Source organism: Achromobacter sp. UBA2119, assembly GCF_002331005.1.
In the GTDB taxonomy this organism is placed as follows: domain Bacteria; phylum Pseudomonadota; class Gammaproteobacteria; order Burkholderiales; family Burkholderiaceae_B; genus Achromobacter; species Achromobacter animicus.
The window spans coordinates 56,092-75,864 of sequence record NZ_DCYD01000002.1; the positions used below are offsets into that span (position 1 = coordinate 56,092).

Genomic DNA, 19,773 nt, shown 5'->3' on the forward strand with positions numbered 1-19,773 from the left:
TCAAGGAAACCGCAATGTCCGAGAAGATCATCAATGGATTTTCAGTGGTCGCGTATGCGACCCAGCCCGAGGGGCGCATCCCGCCGCGTGCGTTTCTGGAGACGCGGCGTCTGCCTGTAAAAGCCGCCGCGCCTGCGAACACTTCCGTAACTGCGACGACCGCCGAAGACGCGGATCCCACCGCGGAGCAGGCTGCGCCGGAACCCGAAAGCCTGGCGTTCGAGATTTTCGTGAGCCGGCGTTTTCGCAGCACGATCGAAGCGATGTCGGCTGCGCGCAACGCGCTGGACCGCGTGAAATCCGTTGATGCGGACGGCGTTCCGGAGCCGTTGCCGGAGTAGTTTCTCGACCGCGGCAAGCCGGGGTACTAGGCGGTGCCGTTGCTCAAGCAGCCGCAGGCATTGCACGGCAGCGTCGAGCACACGCGGTCGGCACCGCAATAAGGGTCGGTCAGGTCAGGGTGCTGCGCATCAGGATCTCGGTCAGCGCGCGGGTGGGTTTGCCTGGCGAGGGGGCTGAGATGACGATGAATTCCACGGGCGGCAGCGTGGGCAGATTGGCCGCGCCCGCGGGCGCCGACAGGCCTGCGGTGGACAGGTGCGAGGGCTGCACGGTGATGCCCAGTCCCGCGCGGGCTGCTGCCTGGCAGCCCGCGTAGCTGGTGCTGGTGCAGACGATCTGCCAGCTCCGGCCCGCGCGGGCCAACGCGTCGAGCGCCAGCGTGCGCGTCACGCTGGGCTCGCGCAACAGGATCAACGGCAGGGGCTCGTCGGGATCCACGCGCAGACCTTCCTTCGCGCGCCACAGCAGCGCCTCCTTGTGCAACGTCTGGCCGCGCCGGTCGCCGCGCCGGCGCTTGCCGATCATCACGTCCAGGCGGTTGTCGTCCAGCAGCTTGTAGAGGTCGGTGGTGACGCCGATGGTCAAGTCCAGCTCGACTTCGGGATGCGCCAGGCGAAACGCCGCCAGCACATCGGGCAGGGGACCCATCGCCAGATCGTCGGAAGTGCCCAGCCGGATCCGTCCGCGCAGGCGGGGCGCATCGAAGAGGCGCTCGGCCTTTTCGTGCGCGGCCAGGATGATCTCGGCATGCACGAGCAGGCTGCGGCCGTCGCTGGTCAGCGCGAGTGAATGGGTGTCGCGCTGGAACAGGCGGCGATTCACGGCCTGTTCGAGCTGGCGGATGTGCTCGCTGACGGTGGGCTGGGTCAGGCCCAGCCGGCGCGCGGCTTCGGTGAAGCTGGGCGCGCCTGCGGCGGCGGCGAAGGTCTTGAGCCAGAGCGGGTTCAGCATGGGCGGAATGCGGTCATAGGGATTTCCAATGACAGTTAAAGTACCCAGTGGCCTTCACGATGGCAAGGGCCGCGCCTATAGTGGGCGCAACTTTCTGAACACGCCTTTGCCATGCGCCGCTTCCTGCCCGACCAATTCACCCTCATCCTGATCGCCACGGTGGCGTTCGCCAGCTTTTTTCCGGCGGTGGGCAAGGGCGCCACGTTCATGATGGTGGCGAGCAACGTGGCGATCTCGCTCCTGTTCTTCCTGCATGGTGCGCGGCTGTCCACCGATGCCATCGTGTCCGGCGTGAAGGACGTGCGCCTGCATGGGCTGATCCTAACCTGCACCTTTTTGCTGTTTCCCGCGCTGGGCCTGGGACTGCGCGCGCTGTTTCCCGGGCTGCTGACGCCGTCGCTGTGGATCGGCGTGCTGTTCGTCTGCACGCTGTCGTCCACCGTGCAGTCGTCGATCGCCTTCACGTCGATGGCGCGCGGCAACGTGCCGGGTGCGATCTGCGCGGCGACGGCCTCCAATCTGCTGGGCACCGTGCTGACGCCGCTGCTGGTGGCGGTGCTGCTGCATCGCCAGGGCGGCGGGCATGGCTTGGCCGACGCTGGCCGCATCCTGCTGCAACTGCTGCTGCCGTTCGCGGTGGGCAGCCTGCTGCGGCCTTGGATCGGGGCGTGGGCGCTGCGCAATAGCCGCACGCTGTCCAAGGTGGATCGCAGCTCGATCCTGCTGGCGGTCTACACCGCGTTCAGCGAGGCGGTCGCCCAGGGCATCTGGCATGCGTTCCCGGCCATCGACCTTGCCACGATGGTGCTGGTGAACGCCTTATTGCTGGGATCGGTGCTGTTGATCACGACGTGGGGCAGCCGCAAGCTGGGGCTGAGCAAGGAGAACGAGATCACGCTGGTGTTCTGCGGATCGAAGAAGTCGCTGGCGTCCGGAATTCCGCTTGCGACCGTGCTGTTCGGCACGTCGCAAATGGGCGTGGTGGTGTTGCCGCTGATGATCTTTCACCAGATGCAGCTCATGGTCTGCGCGGTGCTGGCGCGGCGTTATGCCGAGCGGGCGGAGCCGGTGCAGGCGGTGGCGGCGCGGGCGTAAAGCTGGGCGCAAATCGGGGCGCAAATCGGGCCGCAATCCCGGGCGAAAAGCCGGGCGCAATTCCGAACCATTGCGCCGCCCCGAAATCGATCAGGCGGCCGCGTCCGCAGGAAGGATCTTGCCCGCCGGCTGCCAGTAGACGCTGCCGTCGCGCTCGGACACGTCCAGCGCGGTCAGGCGACCGTTTCGACAGGGGCCGCCCACACACAGGCCCGTGTCCGGCTGGTAGGTGGCGCCGTGGCGGGCGCACATGATGAGGTCGCCGGCGCGGGTGAAGAAGCTGCCTTCCCAGTCCAGTTCGACGCCGACGTGGGCGCAGCGGTTCAGGTAGCCATGCACCCGGTCCTGGTAGCGCACAAAGAAGGCGGTGGTGCGGCCCGCGCCATCGGTCACGGGCACCTTCACGCCGAGGCCGCCGTTGACCAGATCGCCGGCGGCGCAGACGCGGACTTCAGGGAGGGTGGGGGAATCCTGCATGGGAGGCCTGGCAATCAAAGGGTGCGATGTTCGGACAGGGGGCGCGGCTTGTCAATCCGCCGGCGCCGACCGGGCGCTTTCCTGCTGGCGGGTCCACATGCCGGCGTAGATGCCGCCTAGGGCCAGCAGTTGCGGATGGCGGCCGCGTTCGACGATGCGGCCATCGGCCAGCACGATGATTTCGTCCGCGTCCGCCACCGTGGACAGGCGGTGCGCGATGATCAGCGTACTACGGCCCTGGCTGACCTCGCGCAGGTTGGCCTGGATCTCGCGTTCGGTATGGGTGTCGAGCGCGCTGGTGGCCTCATCGAAAAGGAAGATGGCCGGATTCTTGAGGATGGTGCGGGCAATCGCCACGCGCTGCTTTTCGCCGCCCGACAGCTTCAGGCCGCGCTCGCCCACCATCGTGCCGTAGCCGTCCGGCATGGTCAGGATCAGGTCGTGGATGTGAGCAAGGCGCGCGGCGGCCTCGATTTCAGCGTCCGTGGCGCCCGGCCGGCCGTAGCCGATGTTGTAGCGGATGGTGTCGTTGAACAGCACGGTGTCCTGCGGCACGACGCCGATGGCCGCGCGCACGCTGGCCTGCGTGACGTCGCGCACGTCCTGGCCGTCGATCAGGATGGCGCCGCTGTCGGTGTCATAGAAACGGAACAGCAGCCGCGCGATCGTGGACTTGCCCGCGCCGGACGTGCCTACCACGGCCACCGTCTTGCCGGCGGGAATCGAGAAACTGACGCCCTTCAGGATGGCGCGACGCGGGTCATAGCCGAAGTGCACGTCGCGGAACTCCACCGCGCCGCCAGAGACTTGGAGCGGCGTGGCTTCGGGGCGGTCCGCCACTTCGCGGTCCTGGCCCAGCAGCTCGAACATGCGCTCCATGTCGATCAGCGCCTGCTTGATTTCGCGGTAGATGAACCCGAAGAAGCTGAGCGGCGTGTAGAGCTGCAAGAGGTACGTGTTGACCAGCACGAAATCGCCCAGGGTATAGCGGCCTTCGGCGATGCCGTTGGCCGCCATCCACATCACCAGCGTCAGTCCGGTGGAAATGATGAGGGCCTGGCCGACGTTCAGGATCGACAGGCTGACCTGGCTGCGCACGGCGGCGCGTTCGTAGCGGGTGAGCGAGGCGTCGTAGCGCCGGGCCTCGTGTTCTTCGTTGCCGAAATACTTGACGGTCTCGTAGTTCAGCAGGCTCTCGATGGCCTTGGTGTTGGCCTCGGAGTCGGTTTCGTTCATCTGGCGCCGGAACTTGGCGCGCCATTCCGTCACGGCAAGCGTGTACGCCATGTACAGCACGACGGTGGCGCCGGTGGCCAGCGCCAGCCAGCCGTCGAACATCTTCCACAGCACGATGCAGACTAGGCTGATTTCGAAGAAGGTCGGCAGAATGTTGAAGAGCAGGAACGACAGCAGGGTCTGGATGCCCTTGGTGCCGCGTTCGATGGCGCGATTCAGCCCGCCGGTCTGGCGCGCCAGGTGAAAGCGCAGCGCCAGCCCATGCAGGTGGCGGAAGATCTGCATGCCGACCGAGCGGATCGCATGCTGGCCGACGCGCGCGAAGATGGCGTCGCGCAGTTCCGAGAACAGCAGCGACAGGACGCGGGCCGTGCCGTAGGCCAGGATCAGGCCGAGCGGCACCGTCACCGTGCCGGGCGCGCCCTTGCCCAGTTCGTCGACCGCCTGCTTGTACAGCAGCGGCACGTAGACGGTTGCGGCCTTGGCGGCGAACAGGCACAGCAGCGCCGCCACGACGCGGACCTTCAAGCCAGTCCTGCCGGGCGGCCACAGGTAGGGAAACAGCGTGCGAAGCGTGGCAAGTCCGCCGCCCTTGGCGGGCCGCGTTTCAGGAGAATTCATGATCGGGATGCTGGGTTTGGGGCCGCCTCCGACAGGGGAGTTAGGCCGTTTGCAGGGCATTATGAGGCACCAGCGGTAATATTTGAGGGATAACCCCTGGTACGGAAGCACCAGCATCGGGGGATTGAAGGCTGTATTGCGACACGGGCGCAGCACGTCGGGCCCGTTTCTTTCTCTTCCAACCGGGGGTCCGGCCGGCTGCTCCCCTGGTTGCGCGACCGGGCGCGTTTTCGCCGCGCCTGGGTCGCGTCGCTTGCTACGGAGGGTCTTATGGCGAAGGTACCCGCAGTGAAATTGAACGACGGAGGCAAGATTCCGCAGTTGGGCCTGGGCGTCTGGCAGGTGCCGGACGATCAGGCAGCCTCCAGCGTGAAGGAAGCGCTGGCGGCAGGTTACCGGTCGGTGGACACGGCGGCGATCTACGGCAACGAGGCGGGCGTGGGCGCGGGCCTGCGGTCGGCCGGCGTGGCGCGCAAGGACCTGTTCATCACCACCAAGCTCTGGAACGACAAGCACGGCTACGACGACGCGCACAAGGCGATGGACGAAAGCCTGGAGAAGCTGGGGCTGGCGTACGTGGACCTGTACCTCATCCACTGGCCGGTCGCGGGCAGCGAGAAGTTCCTGGACGCCTGGCGCGCCATGATCGAGATGAAGGAAGACGGCCGCGCGCGCGCGATCGGCGTGTCGAACTTCACGCAAGCCAATCTGGAACGCCTGATCGACGCGTCCGGCGTCACCCCCGCCGTCAACCAGATCGAGCTGCATCCGGGGTTCACGCAGAATGCGCTGCGGGCCTTTCATGCGCGGCATGGCATCGTGACCGAGTCCTGGAGCCCGCTGGCGCAGGGCAACATCACGAAGGAAAAGGTGATCCTGGACCTGGCGCAAAAGCACGGCAAGTCGCCCGCGCAGGTGACGCTGCGCTGGCACCTGCAGCACAACCTGGTCGTGATACCGAAGTCCGTCACGCCGGAGCGCATCCGCGAGAACATCGACGTGTTCGACTTCGAGCTGTCGGCGGCGGACATGGCGGCCATCGACGGCATCAAGGAAGGTCCGCGCCTGGGCCCGGATCCCGAGAAGTTCGCGTAGGGGAAGCCGCCCCGGCGGGTGGCGCGGCGAGCGGGACCGCGCAGCCGGCCGGGGTAGTGTCCGGGCCTTGATCGGCGGGGCCGTCATTGGCCGAGCCGCGATTGGCGGGGCCGCCATCGGCTAGGCGGCGGTCTGCGGGACCGCCATCGTCGCGATGTGTTCGGCTAGTGCTTGAGCGGGAACACCCAGTACCGCACGATGACCACGAGCAGGATGCTCAGCGCGGTCCAGGACGCCCAATGCCAGGCGCCGGTGCCCAGCAGGGCCGCCAGCAAGCCAAAGATGCTGAGCGCACCCAGCAGGATCGGCACGCCCCACACGAACAGGAAGCCCCGGCTGCCTTTACTCGTTGAGCGGCTCATGCGGGCGTCCTTTGCGGGGCCGCAGCCTGGTGTTTCTTGATGAGTTCGTTGATGCGCGCTTCGGTGGCGCGGCGCCGGGCCAGCCACAGATACAGTCCGCTCACCAGCACCACGATGGTGACGAGATCCAGCAGCGCCCAGATGATCTTGAGCGGCAGGCCGCCGTAGTCGCCGAAATGCAGCGGACGCGAGACTTCCAGCGCGGTCAGATACCACGGCATTTTCGCCACGGTCGTCAGCGCGCCGGTCCGGCCGTCGATCAGTACGGGCGTGTTCAGCTTGGACGTCAGCGGCGAGTCGCCGCGCATCCAGGCGATGAAGTGCTGCGGGCTGCCGAAGGCGTTGCCGGGGAAGGAGATGAAAGATACTTCGTTGCCCGGCATGGCCCTGCGCGCGGTGTCGGCCACCAACTGCGCCGACGCGAGCTGCGTGGGGATGGGCTGACCCTTGTAGGGTTCCAGCACGCGGGGCAGTTCGGTGGATTGCCACAGGCGGAAGAGCGGCGTGGACAGTTCGTTGATGACGCCGGTCAAGCCCACCACCAGCGCCCACACCAGCGTCACGATGCCCAGCAGGTTGTGCAGGTCCAGCCATTTCAGGCGCGTCGAGCGCGTGGCGCGTACCGTACCGAATTCCAGCTTCTTCATGAAGGGGCCGTACAGCACGACGCCGGACACGATGGCCACGCAAAACAGCAGTCCCATGAAGCCGAGGAACAACTCGCCGGTCAGGCCGGCGAACAGGTCCACGTGCAGCGCGAGCATGATGCCCATGAACGAAAACTTGTCTTCGGTATAAAGCGGGCCGTCGAGCAGCACGTCGCCCGTGCGGGCGTCCATGCGGATCGCATGGCCCGAGGCCAGCCCGTCGCCGGGCGTCTTGGCCATGCCGACAAAGACCTGCGGCTCGTCGGGGTCGAAGGACAGGTAGTCGACGACTTCATCCGGGTACATGGCTCGCGCGTTGGCCACGAGCTTGTCGAGGTTGGCGGACGGGGTGTCCGCGGGTACGGCAGACAAGGGCTTGCCGTCGTCGAGCCAATGCTCGATCTCGTGATGGAACACGAGCGGCAAGCCGGTCAGACAGATGATGAGCAGGAAGATCGTGCAAACCAGGCTGGTCCATTTATGGACGAGATACCAGGTTTTGATGGTGGACGCGGCGGTCATGGCGACGGCGGGAAGCGGCTTGGCGCCACTCCTTTTCAGGGCAGTACGGGAAAGGAGAAAACATTATCACGAACAAGTTCGATTCTCGTAACGCTATTTGACCCTTTCGGCGACGAGGCTGGCTGTGGGGACGGACCAAAGCGGGTTAAAAAGAAGGGTCAGATTTTTCCTTGCGGTATTCCCGAATCATCATGGAGCAGCGTTTTCTCAAGGTCCCGCGCAACGAGTCCGGCCGCGATTTCGCGGTGGGCGATGTGCATGGACATTTTTCGCGCCTGCAACAGGCGCTGGATGAATTGGGGTTCGACCCCACCCGCGACCGGCTTTTTTCCGTGGGCGATCTGGTTGACCGCGGACCCGAGAACGAGGCCGCGCTGGACTGGCTGGCCAAGCCCTGGTTCTACGCGGTGCAAGGCAACCACGAGGACTACGCGATTCGGCACGTGCGCACCGGCAAGGTGGATGTGACGAACTGGCGCGGTTATGGCGGCGGATGGTTTCTGGATCTGCCCGCCGAGCGGCAGCAGGTGTTCGCCGAAGCCTTCGCCCAACTGCCGATTGCCATCGAAGTGGAAACGTCGTCCGGCGCGGTCGGACTGCTGCATGCCGACTGTCCGGTGTTGTTCTGGCCCCGGCTGGAGTCCGCGTTGCAGGACCGCTACAAGCGCACCAGCGCGGCGTGCCAGTGGTCGCGCGACCGTCTGCGCCAGATGGATCGGACCGGCATCCTGGGCGTGCGCGCGGTGGTGGCGGGGCACACCCCGGTGGCATCGCCGCTGGCGCTGGGCAACGTGTATCACATCGATACCGAAGGCTGGAACGGCGGCTATTTCACGTTTCTGAATCTTGAATCCCTGCAGGCGTGGCCCCGCGAGGTCGTGACCGAGGCCGCGGCCGCCGAGTAGGACGGACGGCACAAGAAAAACGGGCGCCGAGGCGCCCGTTTTGCGTGATGCGCAGCTTTTACAGCGGCCGGGCGGTCACCGCGCCGGGGGCGGTCACGGCGCTGGCGCTTACGCCGGCCGAGTCGGCTGGCGCGGCTGCGGCAGGGACGGCTGGCGTCTGCACGCCGCCCGCAGCGGGCATGGCCTGCGCCTGCGGGACGGGGACGGCGTCTGCGCGTGGCACGGGGATCGGCATCAGCGGCGGCTGGATCGGACTGCCTTCGGGAGCCGCGGCGCCGCCGGGAGGCAGCGGCTTGACCGAGGTGTCGACGCCGTCGGTCGAGCGGTTGTTGTTCAGGAAGTCGGTCAGCGCGTCGCCGGAAGACAGGTCCAGCGAGGCCACCGCCTGGCCGGGCGGGAATTCGGAGAAATAGTATTCGCCGTTGTCCACCAGCAGGCCGTCCGGGCGCGGCGCCGGCTTGGCTTGCGGCACGTCTTTGAGTACCGGCTGCATGTAGTCGAGCCAGGTGGAGAGTGCCAGGCCGCTGCCGAACTCGTTGGTGCCCAGCGACTTGGGTTGGTCAAAGCCCATCCAGACGGTGGTGGCCAGCGTCTGCGTGAAACCCGAGAACCAGACGTCGACGGCATCGTTCGTGGTGCCGGTCTTGCCGCCGATGTCGTTGCGCTTGAGCACCTGATGCGCGCGGGCGGCGGTGCCGTTGACCGTGACGTCGCGCAGGATGTCGTCCATGACCCAGGCCGTGCGCGGGTCGATGGCGCGCGCCTGCGCGTCGCCGGCCACGACGGGCTGGGTCTTCATCAGCACGTTGCCGGAGCGGTCCGTGACGTGGTCGATGAGGTAGGGCGTGACACGGTAGCCGCCGTTGGCAAACACGCTGTAGCCATTGACAACCTGCAGCGGCGTCGCGCCGCCCGCACCCAGCGCAAGCGGCAACACGGCCGGCCAGCGGGATTTATCGAAGCCGAAGCGCGTCAGGTAGTCCTGCGCGTACTGCGGCGAAATCGCCTGCAGGATGCGGATCGACACCATGTTCTTGGAGCGCATCAACCCCTGGCGCAGGGTCAGCATGGGTTCGTACTTGTTGCCGTCGTTCTTGGGCTGCCAAGCCTTGGAACCGGTCTGCTCGGCCGTCAGCATGAAGGGCTGATCGGAGATCTGCGTGGCGGGCGTCAAGCCCCGCTCCAGGGCGGCCGCATAGACGAACGGCTTGATGTTCGAGCCCGGCTGGCGCCATGCCTGCGTGACGCGGTTGAAGTGGCCGCGGTTGAAGTCGAAGCCGCCGATCATGGCGCGGATGGCGCCATCCTGCGGCACCATCGACACCAGCGCGGCCTGCAGCGCCGGCATGTTGATGATTTCCCAGTTGTCGCCGTTCTTGTGGATGTAGACGACCGAACCGCGGCGGATGCGCTGGGCGTCGCTGGCCTTGGGATTGAGCGCGCGGGCGACCACCGCCAGCGCCTTCTTGTCCGAAATGGTGATGATGTCGCGCCCGCTGCGCGCCACGGTGACTTCGGTGGGGCTGGCGGCCAGCACGACGGCGGCAAGCAGGTCTTCGCTGTCAGGCGACTTTTCCTGCACGCCGTCCAGGATCTCGTCGAGCGCCTGGGGGTCCTGTTCCACGCCGTCGGGCAGCTCGACCTGGTCTTCCGGGCCCGGATAAACGGCGCGGCGGGTGTAGTCGATGATGCCGTCGCGCACGGCGCGGTAAGCCGCTTCCTGCGCTTTGGAATCGATCGTGGTGTAGACGTCGATGCCCGACGAGTAGGTGTTCTCCTGGAACACGCCATACATCAGCTGGCGGGCCAGTTCTGCCGGATAGTCGCCGTGCACCGCAAAGCCGCGCGTGCTGCTGCCGTCCGCGCCGCGGATCGTGATGCGCTGTTGCAGGGCTTCGTCGGTCTGCTCCGGCGTCAGGTAGCCCAGCGTCTTCATGCGGCCCAGCACGTAATGCTGGCGGATCTCGGCGCGCGGGTAATTGGTGATCGGATTGAAACGCGAGGGCGCCTTCGGAATGCCGGCCAGCATGGCGGCTTCGGCGGGCGTGACCTCCGACAGCGGCTTCCCCAGGTACGTGCGCGAGGCGGCCGCGAAACCATAGGCGCGATGGCCCAGGTAGATCTGGTTCATGTAGAGCTCGAGGATCTGGTCCTTGGTGAGCTCGGATTCGATCTTGAACGTCAGCAGCAGTTCATAGAACTTGCGCGAATACGTCTTTTCCGACGACAGATAGAAATTGCGCGCGACCTGCATGGTGATCGTGCTGCCGCCCTGGGACTTGGAACCCTTGACGATGTTGGTCAGCACGGCGCGTGCGACGCCCATCCAGTCGACGCCGCCGTGGCTGTAGAAACGGTCGTCCTCGGCCGCCAGAACGGCCTGCCGCATGACCGGGGGGATCTCGTCGAAACGCAGCACGTTGCGGTGCTCTTCGCCGTATTCGCCGATGAGCACCTTGTCCGCGGTGTAGATGCGCAGGGGCACGCGTGGCCGGTAATCGGTCATCGCGTGCAGGTCGGGCAGGCTGGGCCACGCCAGGGCCAGTGCGAGGCCAAGCACGACGGCGCCGCACACGGCTGCGCCGGCGGCGGCGATGCCCGCTTTGACCAGGAGAGGTTTCCAGGGGAGGCCCGATTTGCCGCCCGGGTTGGCGGAGGATTGCTGGGGATTGCTCATTGCAGGCGATTCTAGGGCAGAACGCTATAGACCGCCCAGGGCGCAATAAGGTTTCGGTAACGAAATCTGCCCATGTGAGCGGATATTCAGCTTTTGTTCAGGTTGGCGAGGCCCCGGGGACGGATTGCAGATAACGCTGGGGTGGGGCGCCCAGTGCCCGATGAAACATGGCGGAGAAGGCGCTGGCGCTGCGGTAGCCGAGGTCCGCCGCAATGCGCGCCACTGGCACGCCCATCGACAGCCGGCACACCGCATCAGCCAGCCGCACCTGCTGCACCCACTGTCTGTAATTCAGTCCAAGTTCGGATTGAAACAATCGGATCAGCGTGCGCGCACTGGCGCCGACTTCGCTGCCCCAGTCCTCGATGCCGCGTTGCAGGCCGGGCTGGTCCAGAATGGCCGCGCAGATGGCTTGCAGGCGCCGGTCGCGCGGCCACGGGATCTGAATGGGCACGATGCGCGCGGCGGCCAGCTCAGCCAGGATCAACCCCGCGATCTGTTCGACCCGTCCCCCGAGCGGGTAGTCGATGGGCTCGGCCGTCAACGCCAGAATCAATTCCCGCAGCAGGCCGCTGACCTCGATCACCTGGCACTCGGGCCAGTAGTCCCGGGCCGCGTCGGCCTGAATGTAAAGGGAACGCATCGAGACCGCGCCAACCATGTCGACGCCGTGCGGCACGCCCGCCGGCACCCATAGCGCGCGCAACGGCGGCAGGGCCCAGAAGCCGCTGGGCGTGGTGACGCGCATCACGCCATCGACGGCATAGATGAGCTGGGCGCGGGGGTGCGTATGGGGACCGGTCTGCGCGCCGGGGGAAAATTCCTTGGCCATCGCCGTGACGACGCGCGGACGATGCTGGTAGTCCTGCGCGTTGATGCTGCGGGCCGGATCGGGGGGAGGGCGGACGACCATGGTGTCACTTCCGACAAAAGGATGAGGAGGCGCCCGGAAGCGCATGGCGCCTATTCTGCCATCGGGTTGGCATAGCGGTTGTCACTTTCTCGACGAAAAATGGCAGATCACGCCGGCGCCGGATTTCTACACTGATGCCTGGTTCCGGCGAGTGGCCGGCTTGTCCATTTTCTTCGTGCGACTCATGAACTCCGCCCAGAATCCCGCTGCCGGCCTGTCTGCCTCGACCTCTGCCGCACCCGCCCCTCCCGCCGCGGGGTCGCCCGCCGCCTCCGATCCCTCCACCGCCTTCAAGGTGCTGGGCGCGATCAGCGTGGCGCACCTGATGAACGACATGATCCAGTCGATCCTGCTCGCCATCTATCCCATGCTCAAGGACTCGTTCAGCCTGACGTTCACGCAGATCGGGCTGATCACGTTGGTCTACCAGCTTGCCGCGTCGCTGCTTCAGCCGTTCATCGGTTTCTATACCGACCGGAACCCCAAGCCGTACTCGCTGCCCGTGGGCATGGGCTTCACGCTGGTGGGCTTGTTGATGCTGTCGATGGCGCCGTCGTTTGGCTGGCTGCTGGTGGCGGCGGTGTTGGTGGGCACGGGCTCGTCGGTGTTCCACCCCGAATCGTCGCGCGTGGCGCGCATGGCGTCGGGCGGGCGGCACGGGCTGGCGCAGTCGCTGTTCCAGGTGGGCGGCAATGTGGGATCGGCGCTGGGGCCCCTCTTGGCCGCGCTGTTCATCATTCCGCACGGGCAGGGCAGCGTGGCGTGGTTCTCGCTGGCGGCGCTGTTCGGCATCGTGGTGCTGATGTGGATCGGGCGCTGGTATGGCGCCAACCGCGTGCTGCTCAAGCCGCGCGCGCGGCGCGAGGGCGCGGGCAACGGCTTGACGCGCAATCAGGTGCTGGGCGCGTTGGGGGTGCTGGGCGTGCTGGTGTTCTCGAAATACTTCTACCTGGCCAGTCTGAACAGCTACTTCACCTTCTACCTGATCGACAAGTTTGCGCTGTCGGTGCGCGAGGCGCAGTTGTATCTCTTCCTGTTCCTGGCCGCCGTCGCGGTGGGCACCGTGGTGGGCGGACCGGTCGGCGACCGGATCGGCCGCAAGATCGTGATCTGGGTGTCGATCCTGGGCGTGGCGCCTTTCACGCTGATGCTGCCGCACGCGAATCTCTTCTGGACGGGCGTGCTCGTCGTCATCATCGGCGTGGTGCTGGCGTCGGCCTTCTCCGCGATCGTGGTCTATGCCCAGGAGCTGGTGCCGGGCAAGGTGGGCATGATCGCGGGCCTGTTCTTCGGCTTTGCCTTCGGCATGGGCGGCCTGGGCGCTGCGGTGCTGGGCAGGGTGGCCGATGCCACCAGCATCGGCTACGTCTATCAGTTGTGTGCGTATCTGCCGCTGCTGGGCGTGGTGGCGATTCTGTTGCCGAAGATGCGGCGGGTGTAGGCCCGCCGTTCCGTCAGCCCGCCCGCAGCGATTGCAGGCGCGGCAGGCGGTGCTCGATGCCGTCGATCTGCCCCGCGCTGCCGTGGTGGATCACGGCGACGCGGGTGGCGCGCAGTTGCGTCAACTGGTCGGCGCTGACTTCAAAGCTCTTGGCCAGGCGCTGGTCGGTCAGCGGGCGGATCGGCTTGCGGCGGTCCTTGCCGCCAAAGCGGCGGTGGTTGTACACGGCCCACGCCACCAGCACCGCCGCGTTGACCACGGCCAGCACGGCGTAGCCCCACAAGGTCTGCACCGTCGGCAGAAAGACGGGCAGCAGCGGCGCGTCCGGGCCGCTGGCGGCCCCGCGCAGAATGGCCAGGATGCCGGCGCCAAACAGGTAGAGGAACGCGAACCAGCCAAAGGCGGTCAGCGCAAAGTCGAACAGATAGCCCGCGCGCGAGCGTTGCGTGGTGATGATCATGATGCCTCCGGTGATTTGATGCCGCGGTCGGGACTGGTCCAGCGGGCGCGCTGGGCCTGCTTGCGCAGCATGACCTTGGGGAAACTGACGAGCGTGGTGAAGAGACTCACCATCCAGTAGGCCAGCGGATACCAGATGACCCAGTAGAGCGCGCGCGCCAGGCCCGGCTCATAGCGGCGGTCGATCAGGATGCTGACGGCGAACTGCAGCAGGCACACGACCGCCAGCATCATGCCGGTGAAGGCTGGCGGCAGCAGGCTGGCGATCTGCATGTTGTTGGGCAGCGCGACGACCTGGCTGACCAGCCACAGCACCACCGACAGCCCGAACGCGAATGCCCAGGCGGTCGACAGGCAGAACTCGGCCATCAGCGGCCACAGCCGGCGGTGGCGCCAGTTCCAGATCGACCGCAGGTTCTTCAGGAACACCTCCGCGCCGCCCTGCGCCCAGCGCAGCCGCTGCTTCCACAATCCGCGCAGGGTCTCGGGCATCAGGATCCAGCACAGCCCGCGCGGCTCGTAGAAGATGGACCAGTGGTCGCGCTGAAGCTTCCAGCTGATGTCGATGTCCTCGGTGATCATGTCCAGGCTCCAGTAGCCCGCGCGGTCCAGCGCCACGCGGCGGAACGCGGCGACGACGCCCGACACCGTGAAGACCTGCCCGTACACGCGCTGCGTGCGCTTGATGAGTCCGATGATCGAAGAGAACTCGCCAACCTGGATGCGCCCGATCAGTGTGGAACGGGTGCGGATGCGCGGGTTGCCGGTGACGGCGCCGACGCGCGGGTTGTCGATCAGCGGCGCCACCAGATAGGCGGCGGCATCGGGATCGAGCAGGGCGTCGCCGTCGATGCACACCAGGTATTCACTGCGGGCCGCCAGTGCGCCCATGCGCAGCGCCATGGCCTTGCCCTGGTTCTGCGCCAGATGCACGACGCGCAGGCGCGCGTGTTCGGCGGCCATGCGGTCCAGCAGCGCGGCCGTGCCGTCGGTCGACCCGTCGTTGATGGCGATGACTTCGATGTGCGGATAGTTCTGGTTCAGCGCCGCAAGCAGGGTTTCTTCGCCGTTGTCGGCTTCGTTGAAGCACGGCACCAGAATCGACACCAGCGGCGAGCCGGCCAGTTCGGGCGGGGTGCGTTCAGCCCCCCATGCCCAGTGGCGCTCCCAGTGCCACCAGAAGTAGATGCCGCCCGCCATCCACATGCCGGACATGAACAGCGGATAGAAGAACACGAAGCCCAGCAGCGCTTCGCCGGTCAGCATCAGGGTGAATCCAAACGGCGCGCCGAGCACCGCGCAAAGAATCAGCAGGGCAATCAATCGATCAGTCATTGGAGGGGATACCAGGCTTCGGAGATGGCGGGCCGGATGCCTTGCAACCGGGGCTGGTCTTGCGAGAAGTCGTCGGGGTAGTAGCCGAAGCTGCGGGCGCCGCGCAGTTGCAGGCGGCGCATCCAGCCGGCCAGCACGTCGGTGTCCACCGGTGTGGCGTCGGGCCGGCCGGGGCCGGTGCGCCAGTCGCGGCTTTGCAGTTCGAACACGGTCCTGGACAGCGCGCCGGGCCGGCGGGCGACGGTGTCGACCAGCGCGTCCAGCCACGCGTTTTCCTTGCCGGGCGCCACGTTTTCCATCAGCGGCATCGCCATCGGCGCGGTCCAGTCGTAGGCGGCCAGAAAGTCGTCCAGGTTCTGCGCGAACCAGGTTTCGCTTTCCGGATTCAGGATGGGCTGCGCGTAGATGTTCCGGGCCGTCTTGATCTGCGGTCCACGCACGGCGCGCACCTTCTCGGCGAGCGCCATGGTGAAGTCCACCAGATGGCGGCTTTTGTAGCGGGTCCAGCGCTGCATCGTTTCCGGATCCGCACGAAGTTCCGCGATGCTGCCCGGCAACCCCGCCGCGCGGTACGCGGCCAGCGCGCCGGGGCTGGCGTCCTCGAAGTCCGACAGCAGCGCGTCGTCGTGGAACAGGATGCCATCGAAGATCGCCTGGCGCGCCAGGTCTTCGTACAGATCGCCGATGCGCGCGCGCACGGTGGCGTCAAAGGGCGACAGGCGGCGGTACTGGTCCGGGTCGGGCGCCACCTGTCCGGTGTCCAGATCCCAGCGCTCGACGCGCGGCAAGGCCGGGTCCATGTCGAAGGCCAGCACGGGCATCCAGGCGTAGACCATCACGTTGGCGCGGTTGTGCAGTTGCCAGGCGGCACGGTTGAAGAGGTCTGCGCGCATCGGCAACCAGCGGTTCGGGAAGTACAGCGACTTCACCAGCCCATCGCCCTGCGGGTCGGAATAGGCCTGCAGGAACACCGTGTTGATCTGCATGTCCAGGATGCGCTGCACCAGCACGCCCAGGTTGCGGTCGGTCTGTTCCGGGTCCGGGTCGTAGACGTAGTCCAGGTCGATGTGCGCGACGCGCATGAAGGGGTCGGCCTCCATGCCCACCACGCTGTTGGCAAAGGACTTGAGCGCCGGATCGCTGGCCAGCAGCATGCGCGGCGTGGACATCAGGCGGGACAGGCGCCCGGGTCCGTCTTCCAGTGTCAGCGCCATCTCGTAGCCGTTCTCGGCGGTGATGCGCAGCGTGGAGCCGCCTTCCGCGCCATAGGGCCAGACCCATACGCGGGGCTTCTTGCCGGTGGCCGCGCGGATCTTTTCCGTGATGGCGGCCACGTCGCGGCCCATGCGGGCGTCAAACTGCGCCTCGGTCTCGTACTGGCCGGTGCGCGCATCAAAGGCGCGGATGGCGGCGGCCGGCTCAGTGTTGCCCTGCGGGTTGGCCAGCGCGCCGTAGTGCGAGGCGTCCGTGTGCGCGGCAATCTCCACCAACCCGGAGCGCGAGATCTCGCGGATCTCGTCCCAGTTCAAAAAGCGGTTGCGGGCCTCGGGCGTGCCGCCGAAATCCACCGGGCGGTCGGACGGGGTGTCCATCCAGACGCCCACGGGCGCCAGCAGCGCCGGCCATCCGTAGGCTTTCAGGATGGGCAGCACGCGGGTATGGAAGCTGCGATAGCCGTCGTCGAACGACAGCAGGACGGCGCGGTCGGGCAGCGGCTTGCCGCCTTGCCGGGCGGCCAGGATCTGATCCACCGACACGGCCTCATAGCCGTTGGCGCGCAGCCAGGCCAGCTGTTCAGCAAGCCGGTCCGTGCGCACGCTGAGAAAGGCCTGATCGGGGTCGTCGTCTTCAACGTCGTGATAGGCCAGGGCCAGGAACTGGCCATTGACCCACGGTTTGTCGATGGCCGCGACCGGGCGTTCGGCGGGCGGCGTATAGACGGGGATGTCCTTGGCGCAGGCGGTCAGCGCCAGGATCATGAGGAACAGGATGCCGGCCAGGAGCAGCCGGGTATGCAGTTTGAGCATCATGTCGTTTCCGGAAAAACCAGGTCAGAAGCGGTAGGCAAGGTCGAAGACGACGCGCAGTTCACGCTCGCGCTCGCCGTCGTAGGGCCGGCTGGTGCCGGTGACCATGAAGCCCATGTCCAGCACGTCGTTCGCGCGGTAGCGCTGGCCGTAGCCCAGCGCGACGACGCCGCCCGTGCCGTAGCCCTGCTGGCTGTAAGTGCCGGCGCCCAGCGTGCCGATCTGTTCCCATGCGGTTTCGTAGCGGCGATGCAGCGTGTGCGTCAGCCGCACGCCGGGCAGGGCCAGGAAATCGGCGCTGGGGTTGAAGTAGGGCGCGTCGTCGCGGTTGTTGTGCTGGGTGGACAGGCCCAATTCCAGGTCGGCCTTCAGGTGCGGCGCGGTGTAGACGCGCTCGCGGCCAGTCAGTCCGAATGCCCAACGGGTGTTGCCGTCGCTGAAACGGGACGGGGCGGCCGACAGGGTCCATTCGCGCCGCTCGTCGGCGCGCCAGCGCACGTACACCGACAGGCCGTTGGACGAGACATCGTTGGTCAGCGCGCGCAGCGGCGTGTCGCGCGACAGGATTTCGGCCGAGCCGCCCACCTGCCAGTGGTCGTTCAGGTCGTAGGCGGCGGACAAGCGCGCACCGGGCTTGACGCCGTGGCCGTAGTCGTTGGTGGAGACTTCGCCTTCCACCGTCAGATCGCGCACGCGCCACTCCACGCCGGTGCGCAGCCAGCGGTAGATGCCGCGGCCTTCCTCGAAGTCACCCGATGCGTAGCCGCCGCCGCCAAAGACGCGCCAGTCGTAGCCCATGGGCGGGGAATACAGCACGGCGTCGATGCCGAAATCGCCATTGCCGGTGACCGGACTGTCCGAGGCCAGGCCGCGGTAGCCGGTGATGCGCAGTTCGGCCTTGCGGTGGACCTCCCACTCGCGGGCCAGCCGCCGGCTGGTCAGGTTTTCGGGCGAGCGGGTCAGCGTGTCGGCGGATAGCGCTTCGGCCTGACGCCATTCCTGCAGGTCCATCGCCGTGAAGCCCTGGCCGTTCTCCACCGCCAGGTCGCGCGGCGCCAGCGTCTCCGCCAGCTTCAGTTCGATTTCCGAGGCTCGTGGTTGCGAGCGGGCGCGATGGACGGTGGCCAGATCGCTGCGCAGCGCGGAATTGTTGGGCGCCTGCTGCACCATCTGCGCCAGGCGCTGGTGGGCCTCGATGGTGTCGTCGGCCTGAAGGTGCGTGGCGGCCAGCGTTTGGCGGCTTTCCAGGTTCAGGTCGTTGGGCATGCGCGTGGCCTGGCCCTTGTAGTAAAGCCAGGGGGCGTAGCCGGCCTGGACGGCGTCCGTGATCGGGGGCGTTTCGTCGAACTGTTCGCCTTCGGCCAGCGCGTAGTACAGGCCGGTCTGCGTGGCCAGACGCTGCGCCGGATCGTCGCCGGGCGCGCTGTCGCTGTTGGCCACCTGCCGGTACAGGTCGCGGGCGCGCTCGGGCTGGCGCAGGTACAGATAGGCGGAGGCCACGTCGCTCAGCGCGTAGCGCGGTACGTCGACGCCTCCGGCCAGGAGCGCCTCGTATTCCTGGATCAGCGTCTGCATCTGCACCCGCGCGTGCAGGGCGTGCAGGCGGTCGATGCGGGCGCGCAGCACGTCGGCGCGGGCGTCTTCGCCCAGTTTGCGCCAATCGGCAATCGCGGCGTCGTAGCCGGCCAGCGCGCGGTCGGCGATGGCAAACCGTTCGGCCTCGCCGCGTGCGGGCATGGCCGCCAGCCGCGCCTCCTGCGCCAGTGCGTCGGCCTGCAGCGTGCGCATCTGGGCCGCGGTAAACAGCGTTTCATGGCGACGCGCCCAGTCCAGCGCCACGTCGGCCATGCGGGCGCCCTGAAGCGCCCGGATGTATTCGCGCAGCACGTAGGGCGTGGCGGGCGCCAGCGCCAGTGCCTGGTCGGCCTGATGCAGGGCTTCAAATGGTTGGGACTGGCGCGCGTAGACGTAGCTGAGGGCCAGCCGGGCGTCGGCGTCGCGCGGCTGACGGGCGATGCGTTTCTCACCTGCGGCGATCGCGGCTGGGAATTGTCCGGCGTCCGCCAGCGTCATGATCTCGCCCGCCGCGAAGGCGGCTTCGCCCGGATGGCGGCGCATCCCCTGGCGGTAGGCGTCGAGCGCCTGCGGCCAGCGCTGCTGGTCGCGGTAAGCCCGCGCCACGGCCAATTGGACGTTGGCCGGCGGCACTGCGCCGGCCGGCAGCGTCTCGTACGCGACGATGGCTTCGTCAGGCTTGCCCGCCCAGCCGGCGATGACGATCCGGTCGTAAACGGGCCGCACGCCCGCGGCGCTGCCCTGCGCGCGCAGCATTTCCAGCGCAGGTTCGTAGTCGCCGGCGCGAGCGCGCTCGATCAGCGCGTCGTAGTGGCTTGACGGGGCGGCCAGCGTCAGCACGGGCGCGAGCATTGCGCTGGCCGCCATCAAGTTCAGTCTGGGTCCAACGGCGTTTGACCGCCTGGTTCGTTCGATTGGCATCTGTATGACATCCGCAGTGGCAATTCGGGGCGTCCATGGCTCCGCCACGCCGGACGGGCGCGAGCACCCGGCAAGGGCGGCCACAGGCGAACCAGGCGCCTGCAGCGCGGAAATGAACGTTTGATTGGGACTTGCGCGGCGCCCGCTACGGGGACCTTCGCACTCGCGCTAT

16 protein-coding genes are annotated in these 19,773 nt (G+C 67.1%); 5 read left to right on the top strand and 11 right to left on the bottom strand.

Annotated elements, in window-relative coordinates; genetic code table 11:
* Positions 1 to 14: 14 nt before the first annotated feature.
* Positions 15 to 341 carry a hypothetical protein gene (locus tag B3098_RS00525; protein WP_175138530.1) on the top strand — a complete coding sequence of 109 codons (327 nt, stop codon included), beginning with the start codon at positions 15 to 17 and terminating at the stop codon, positions 339 to 341.
* Between the two features lie 109 nt (positions 342 to 450).
* Here B3098_RS00525 and B3098_RS00530 read toward each other — a convergent pair whose 3' ends face one another.
* Positions 451 to 1,293 carry a LysR substrate-binding domain-containing protein gene (locus B3098_RS00530; RefSeq protein ID WP_175124042.1) on the bottom strand — a complete coding sequence of 281 codons (843 nt, stop codon included), beginning with the start codon at positions 1,291 to 1,293 and terminating at the stop codon, positions 451 to 453.
* Between the two features lie 111 nt (positions 1,294 to 1,404).
* Here B3098_RS00530 and B3098_RS00535 point away from each other — a divergent pair, with 111 nt between their 5' ends.
* Positions 1,405 to 2,388: a bile acid:sodium symporter family protein gene (locus B3098_RS00535; protein ID WP_286890056.1), complete on the top strand. Its 984-nt coding sequence runs from the start codon at positions 1,405 to 1,407 to the stop codon at positions 2,386 to 2,388.
* 90 nt (positions 2,389 to 2,478) lie between these two features.
* Here B3098_RS00535 and B3098_RS00540 read toward each other — a convergent pair whose 3' ends face one another.
* Both B3098_RS00540 and B3098_RS00545 read right to left on the bottom strand, forming a co-directional pair.
* Positions 2,479 to 2,865, bottom strand: coding sequence for a Rieske (2Fe-2S) protein (locus B3098_RS00540; protein ID WP_175124044.1), 387 nt, complete (start codon positions 2,863 to 2,865; stop codon positions 2,479 to 2,481).
* Positions 2,866 to 2,916: 51 nt separating this feature from the next.
* The gene (locus B3098_RS00545) at positions 2,917 to 4,722 is read right to left on the bottom strand and encodes an ABCB family ABC transporter ATP-binding protein/permease (RefSeq protein ID WP_286890058.1); all 1,806 of its coding nucleotides are present in this window, start codon (positions 4,720 to 4,722) and stop codon (positions 2,917 to 2,919) included.
* 270 nt (positions 4,723 to 4,992) lie between these two features.
* On the opposite strand from B3098_RS00545, the gene B3098_RS00550 reads away from it, so the two are divergent.
* Positions 4,993 to 5,817, top strand: a complete 825-nt coding sequence (locus B3098_RS00550; RefSeq protein WP_175124046.1) for an aldo/keto reductase — start codon at positions 4,993 to 4,995, stop codon at positions 5,815 to 5,817.
* 164 nt (positions 5,818 to 5,981) lie between these two features.
* Here the strand turns inward: B3098_RS00550 and B3098_RS00555 are convergent, their stop codons facing one another.
* Entirely contained in the window at positions 5,982 to 6,179 is a 198-nt protein-coding gene (locus tag B3098_RS00555) for a hypothetical protein (RefSeq protein WP_175138522.1), read from the bottom strand.
* Positions 6,176 to 7,348 carry a PepSY-associated TM helix domain-containing protein gene (locus tag B3098_RS00560; RefSeq protein ID WP_286890061.1) on the bottom strand — a complete coding sequence of 391 codons (1,173 nt, stop codon included), beginning with the start codon at positions 7,346 to 7,348 and terminating at the stop codon, positions 6,176 to 6,178. The genes B3098_RS00555 and B3098_RS00560 overlap by 4 nt, the downstream gene beginning before the upstream one ends.
* Before the next feature lie 191 nt (positions 7,349 to 7,539).
* Between B3098_RS00560 and B3098_RS00565 the strand changes: the two genes are divergently transcribed.
* Positions 7,540 to 8,253 (top strand): metallophosphoesterase, encoded by a 714-nt coding sequence (locus tag B3098_RS00565; protein WP_286890062.1) that lies wholly within the window; start codon positions 7,540 to 7,542, stop codon positions 8,251 to 8,253.
* Between the two features lie 58 nt (positions 8,254 to 8,311).
* Here B3098_RS00565 and B3098_RS00570 read toward each other — a convergent pair whose 3' ends face one another.
* Together B3098_RS00570 and B3098_RS00575 are read right to left on the bottom strand one after the other, a co-directional pair.
* The gene (locus B3098_RS00570) at positions 8,312 to 10,930 is read right to left on the bottom strand and encodes a penicillin-binding protein 1A (protein WP_286890063.1); all 2,619 of its coding nucleotides are present in this window, start codon (positions 10,928 to 10,930) and stop codon (positions 8,312 to 8,314) included.
* A 97-nt stretch (positions 10,931 to 11,027) separates the two neighbouring features.
* Positions 11,028 to 11,843: an AraC family transcriptional regulator gene (locus B3098_RS00575; RefSeq protein ID WP_286890065.1), complete on the bottom strand. Its 816-nt coding sequence runs from the start codon at positions 11,841 to 11,843 to the stop codon at positions 11,028 to 11,030.
* Positions 11,844 to 12,027: 184 nt separating this feature from the next.
* On the opposite strand from B3098_RS00575, the gene B3098_RS00580 reads away from it, so the two are divergent.
* Positions 12,028 to 13,284, top strand: coding sequence for an MFS transporter (locus tag B3098_RS00580; RefSeq protein WP_286890067.1), 1,257 nt, complete (start codon positions 12,028 to 12,030; stop codon positions 13,282 to 13,284).
* Between the two features lie 13 nt (positions 13,285 to 13,297).
* Here the strand turns inward: B3098_RS00580 and pgaD are convergent, their stop codons facing one another.
* From pgaD to pgaA, 4 genes are read right to left on the bottom strand one after another with little or no spacing between them, the layout of a single operon-like run.
* Positions 13,298 to 13,744, bottom strand: a complete 447-nt coding sequence (gene pgaD / locus B3098_RS00585) for a poly-beta-1,6-N-acetyl-D-glucosamine biosynthesis protein PgaD (protein WP_286890069.1) — start codon at positions 13,742 to 13,744, stop codon at positions 13,298 to 13,300.
* The gene (gene pgaC / locus B3098_RS00590; RefSeq protein ID WP_286890071.1) at positions 13,741 to 15,078 is read right to left on the bottom strand and encodes a poly-beta-1,6-N-acetyl-D-glucosamine synthase; all 1,338 of its coding nucleotides are present in this window, start codon (positions 15,076 to 15,078) and stop codon (positions 13,741 to 13,743) included. Before pgaC ends, pgaD begins: the two co-directional genes overlap by 4 nt.
* Entirely contained in the window at positions 15,075 to 17,108 is a 2,034-nt protein-coding gene (pgaB, locus tag B3098_RS00595; protein WP_286890072.1) for a poly-beta-1,6-N-acetyl-D-glucosamine N-deacetylase PgaB, read from the bottom strand. The genes pgaC and pgaB overlap by 4 nt, the downstream gene beginning before the upstream one ends.
* Positions 17,109 to 17,129: 21 nt before the next feature.
* Entirely contained in the window at positions 17,130 to 19,547 is a 2,418-nt protein-coding gene (pgaA, locus tag B3098_RS00600; protein ID WP_286890074.1) for a poly-beta-1,6 N-acetyl-D-glucosamine export porin PgaA, read from the bottom strand.
* Positions 19,548 to 19,773 lie beyond the last annotated feature (226 nt).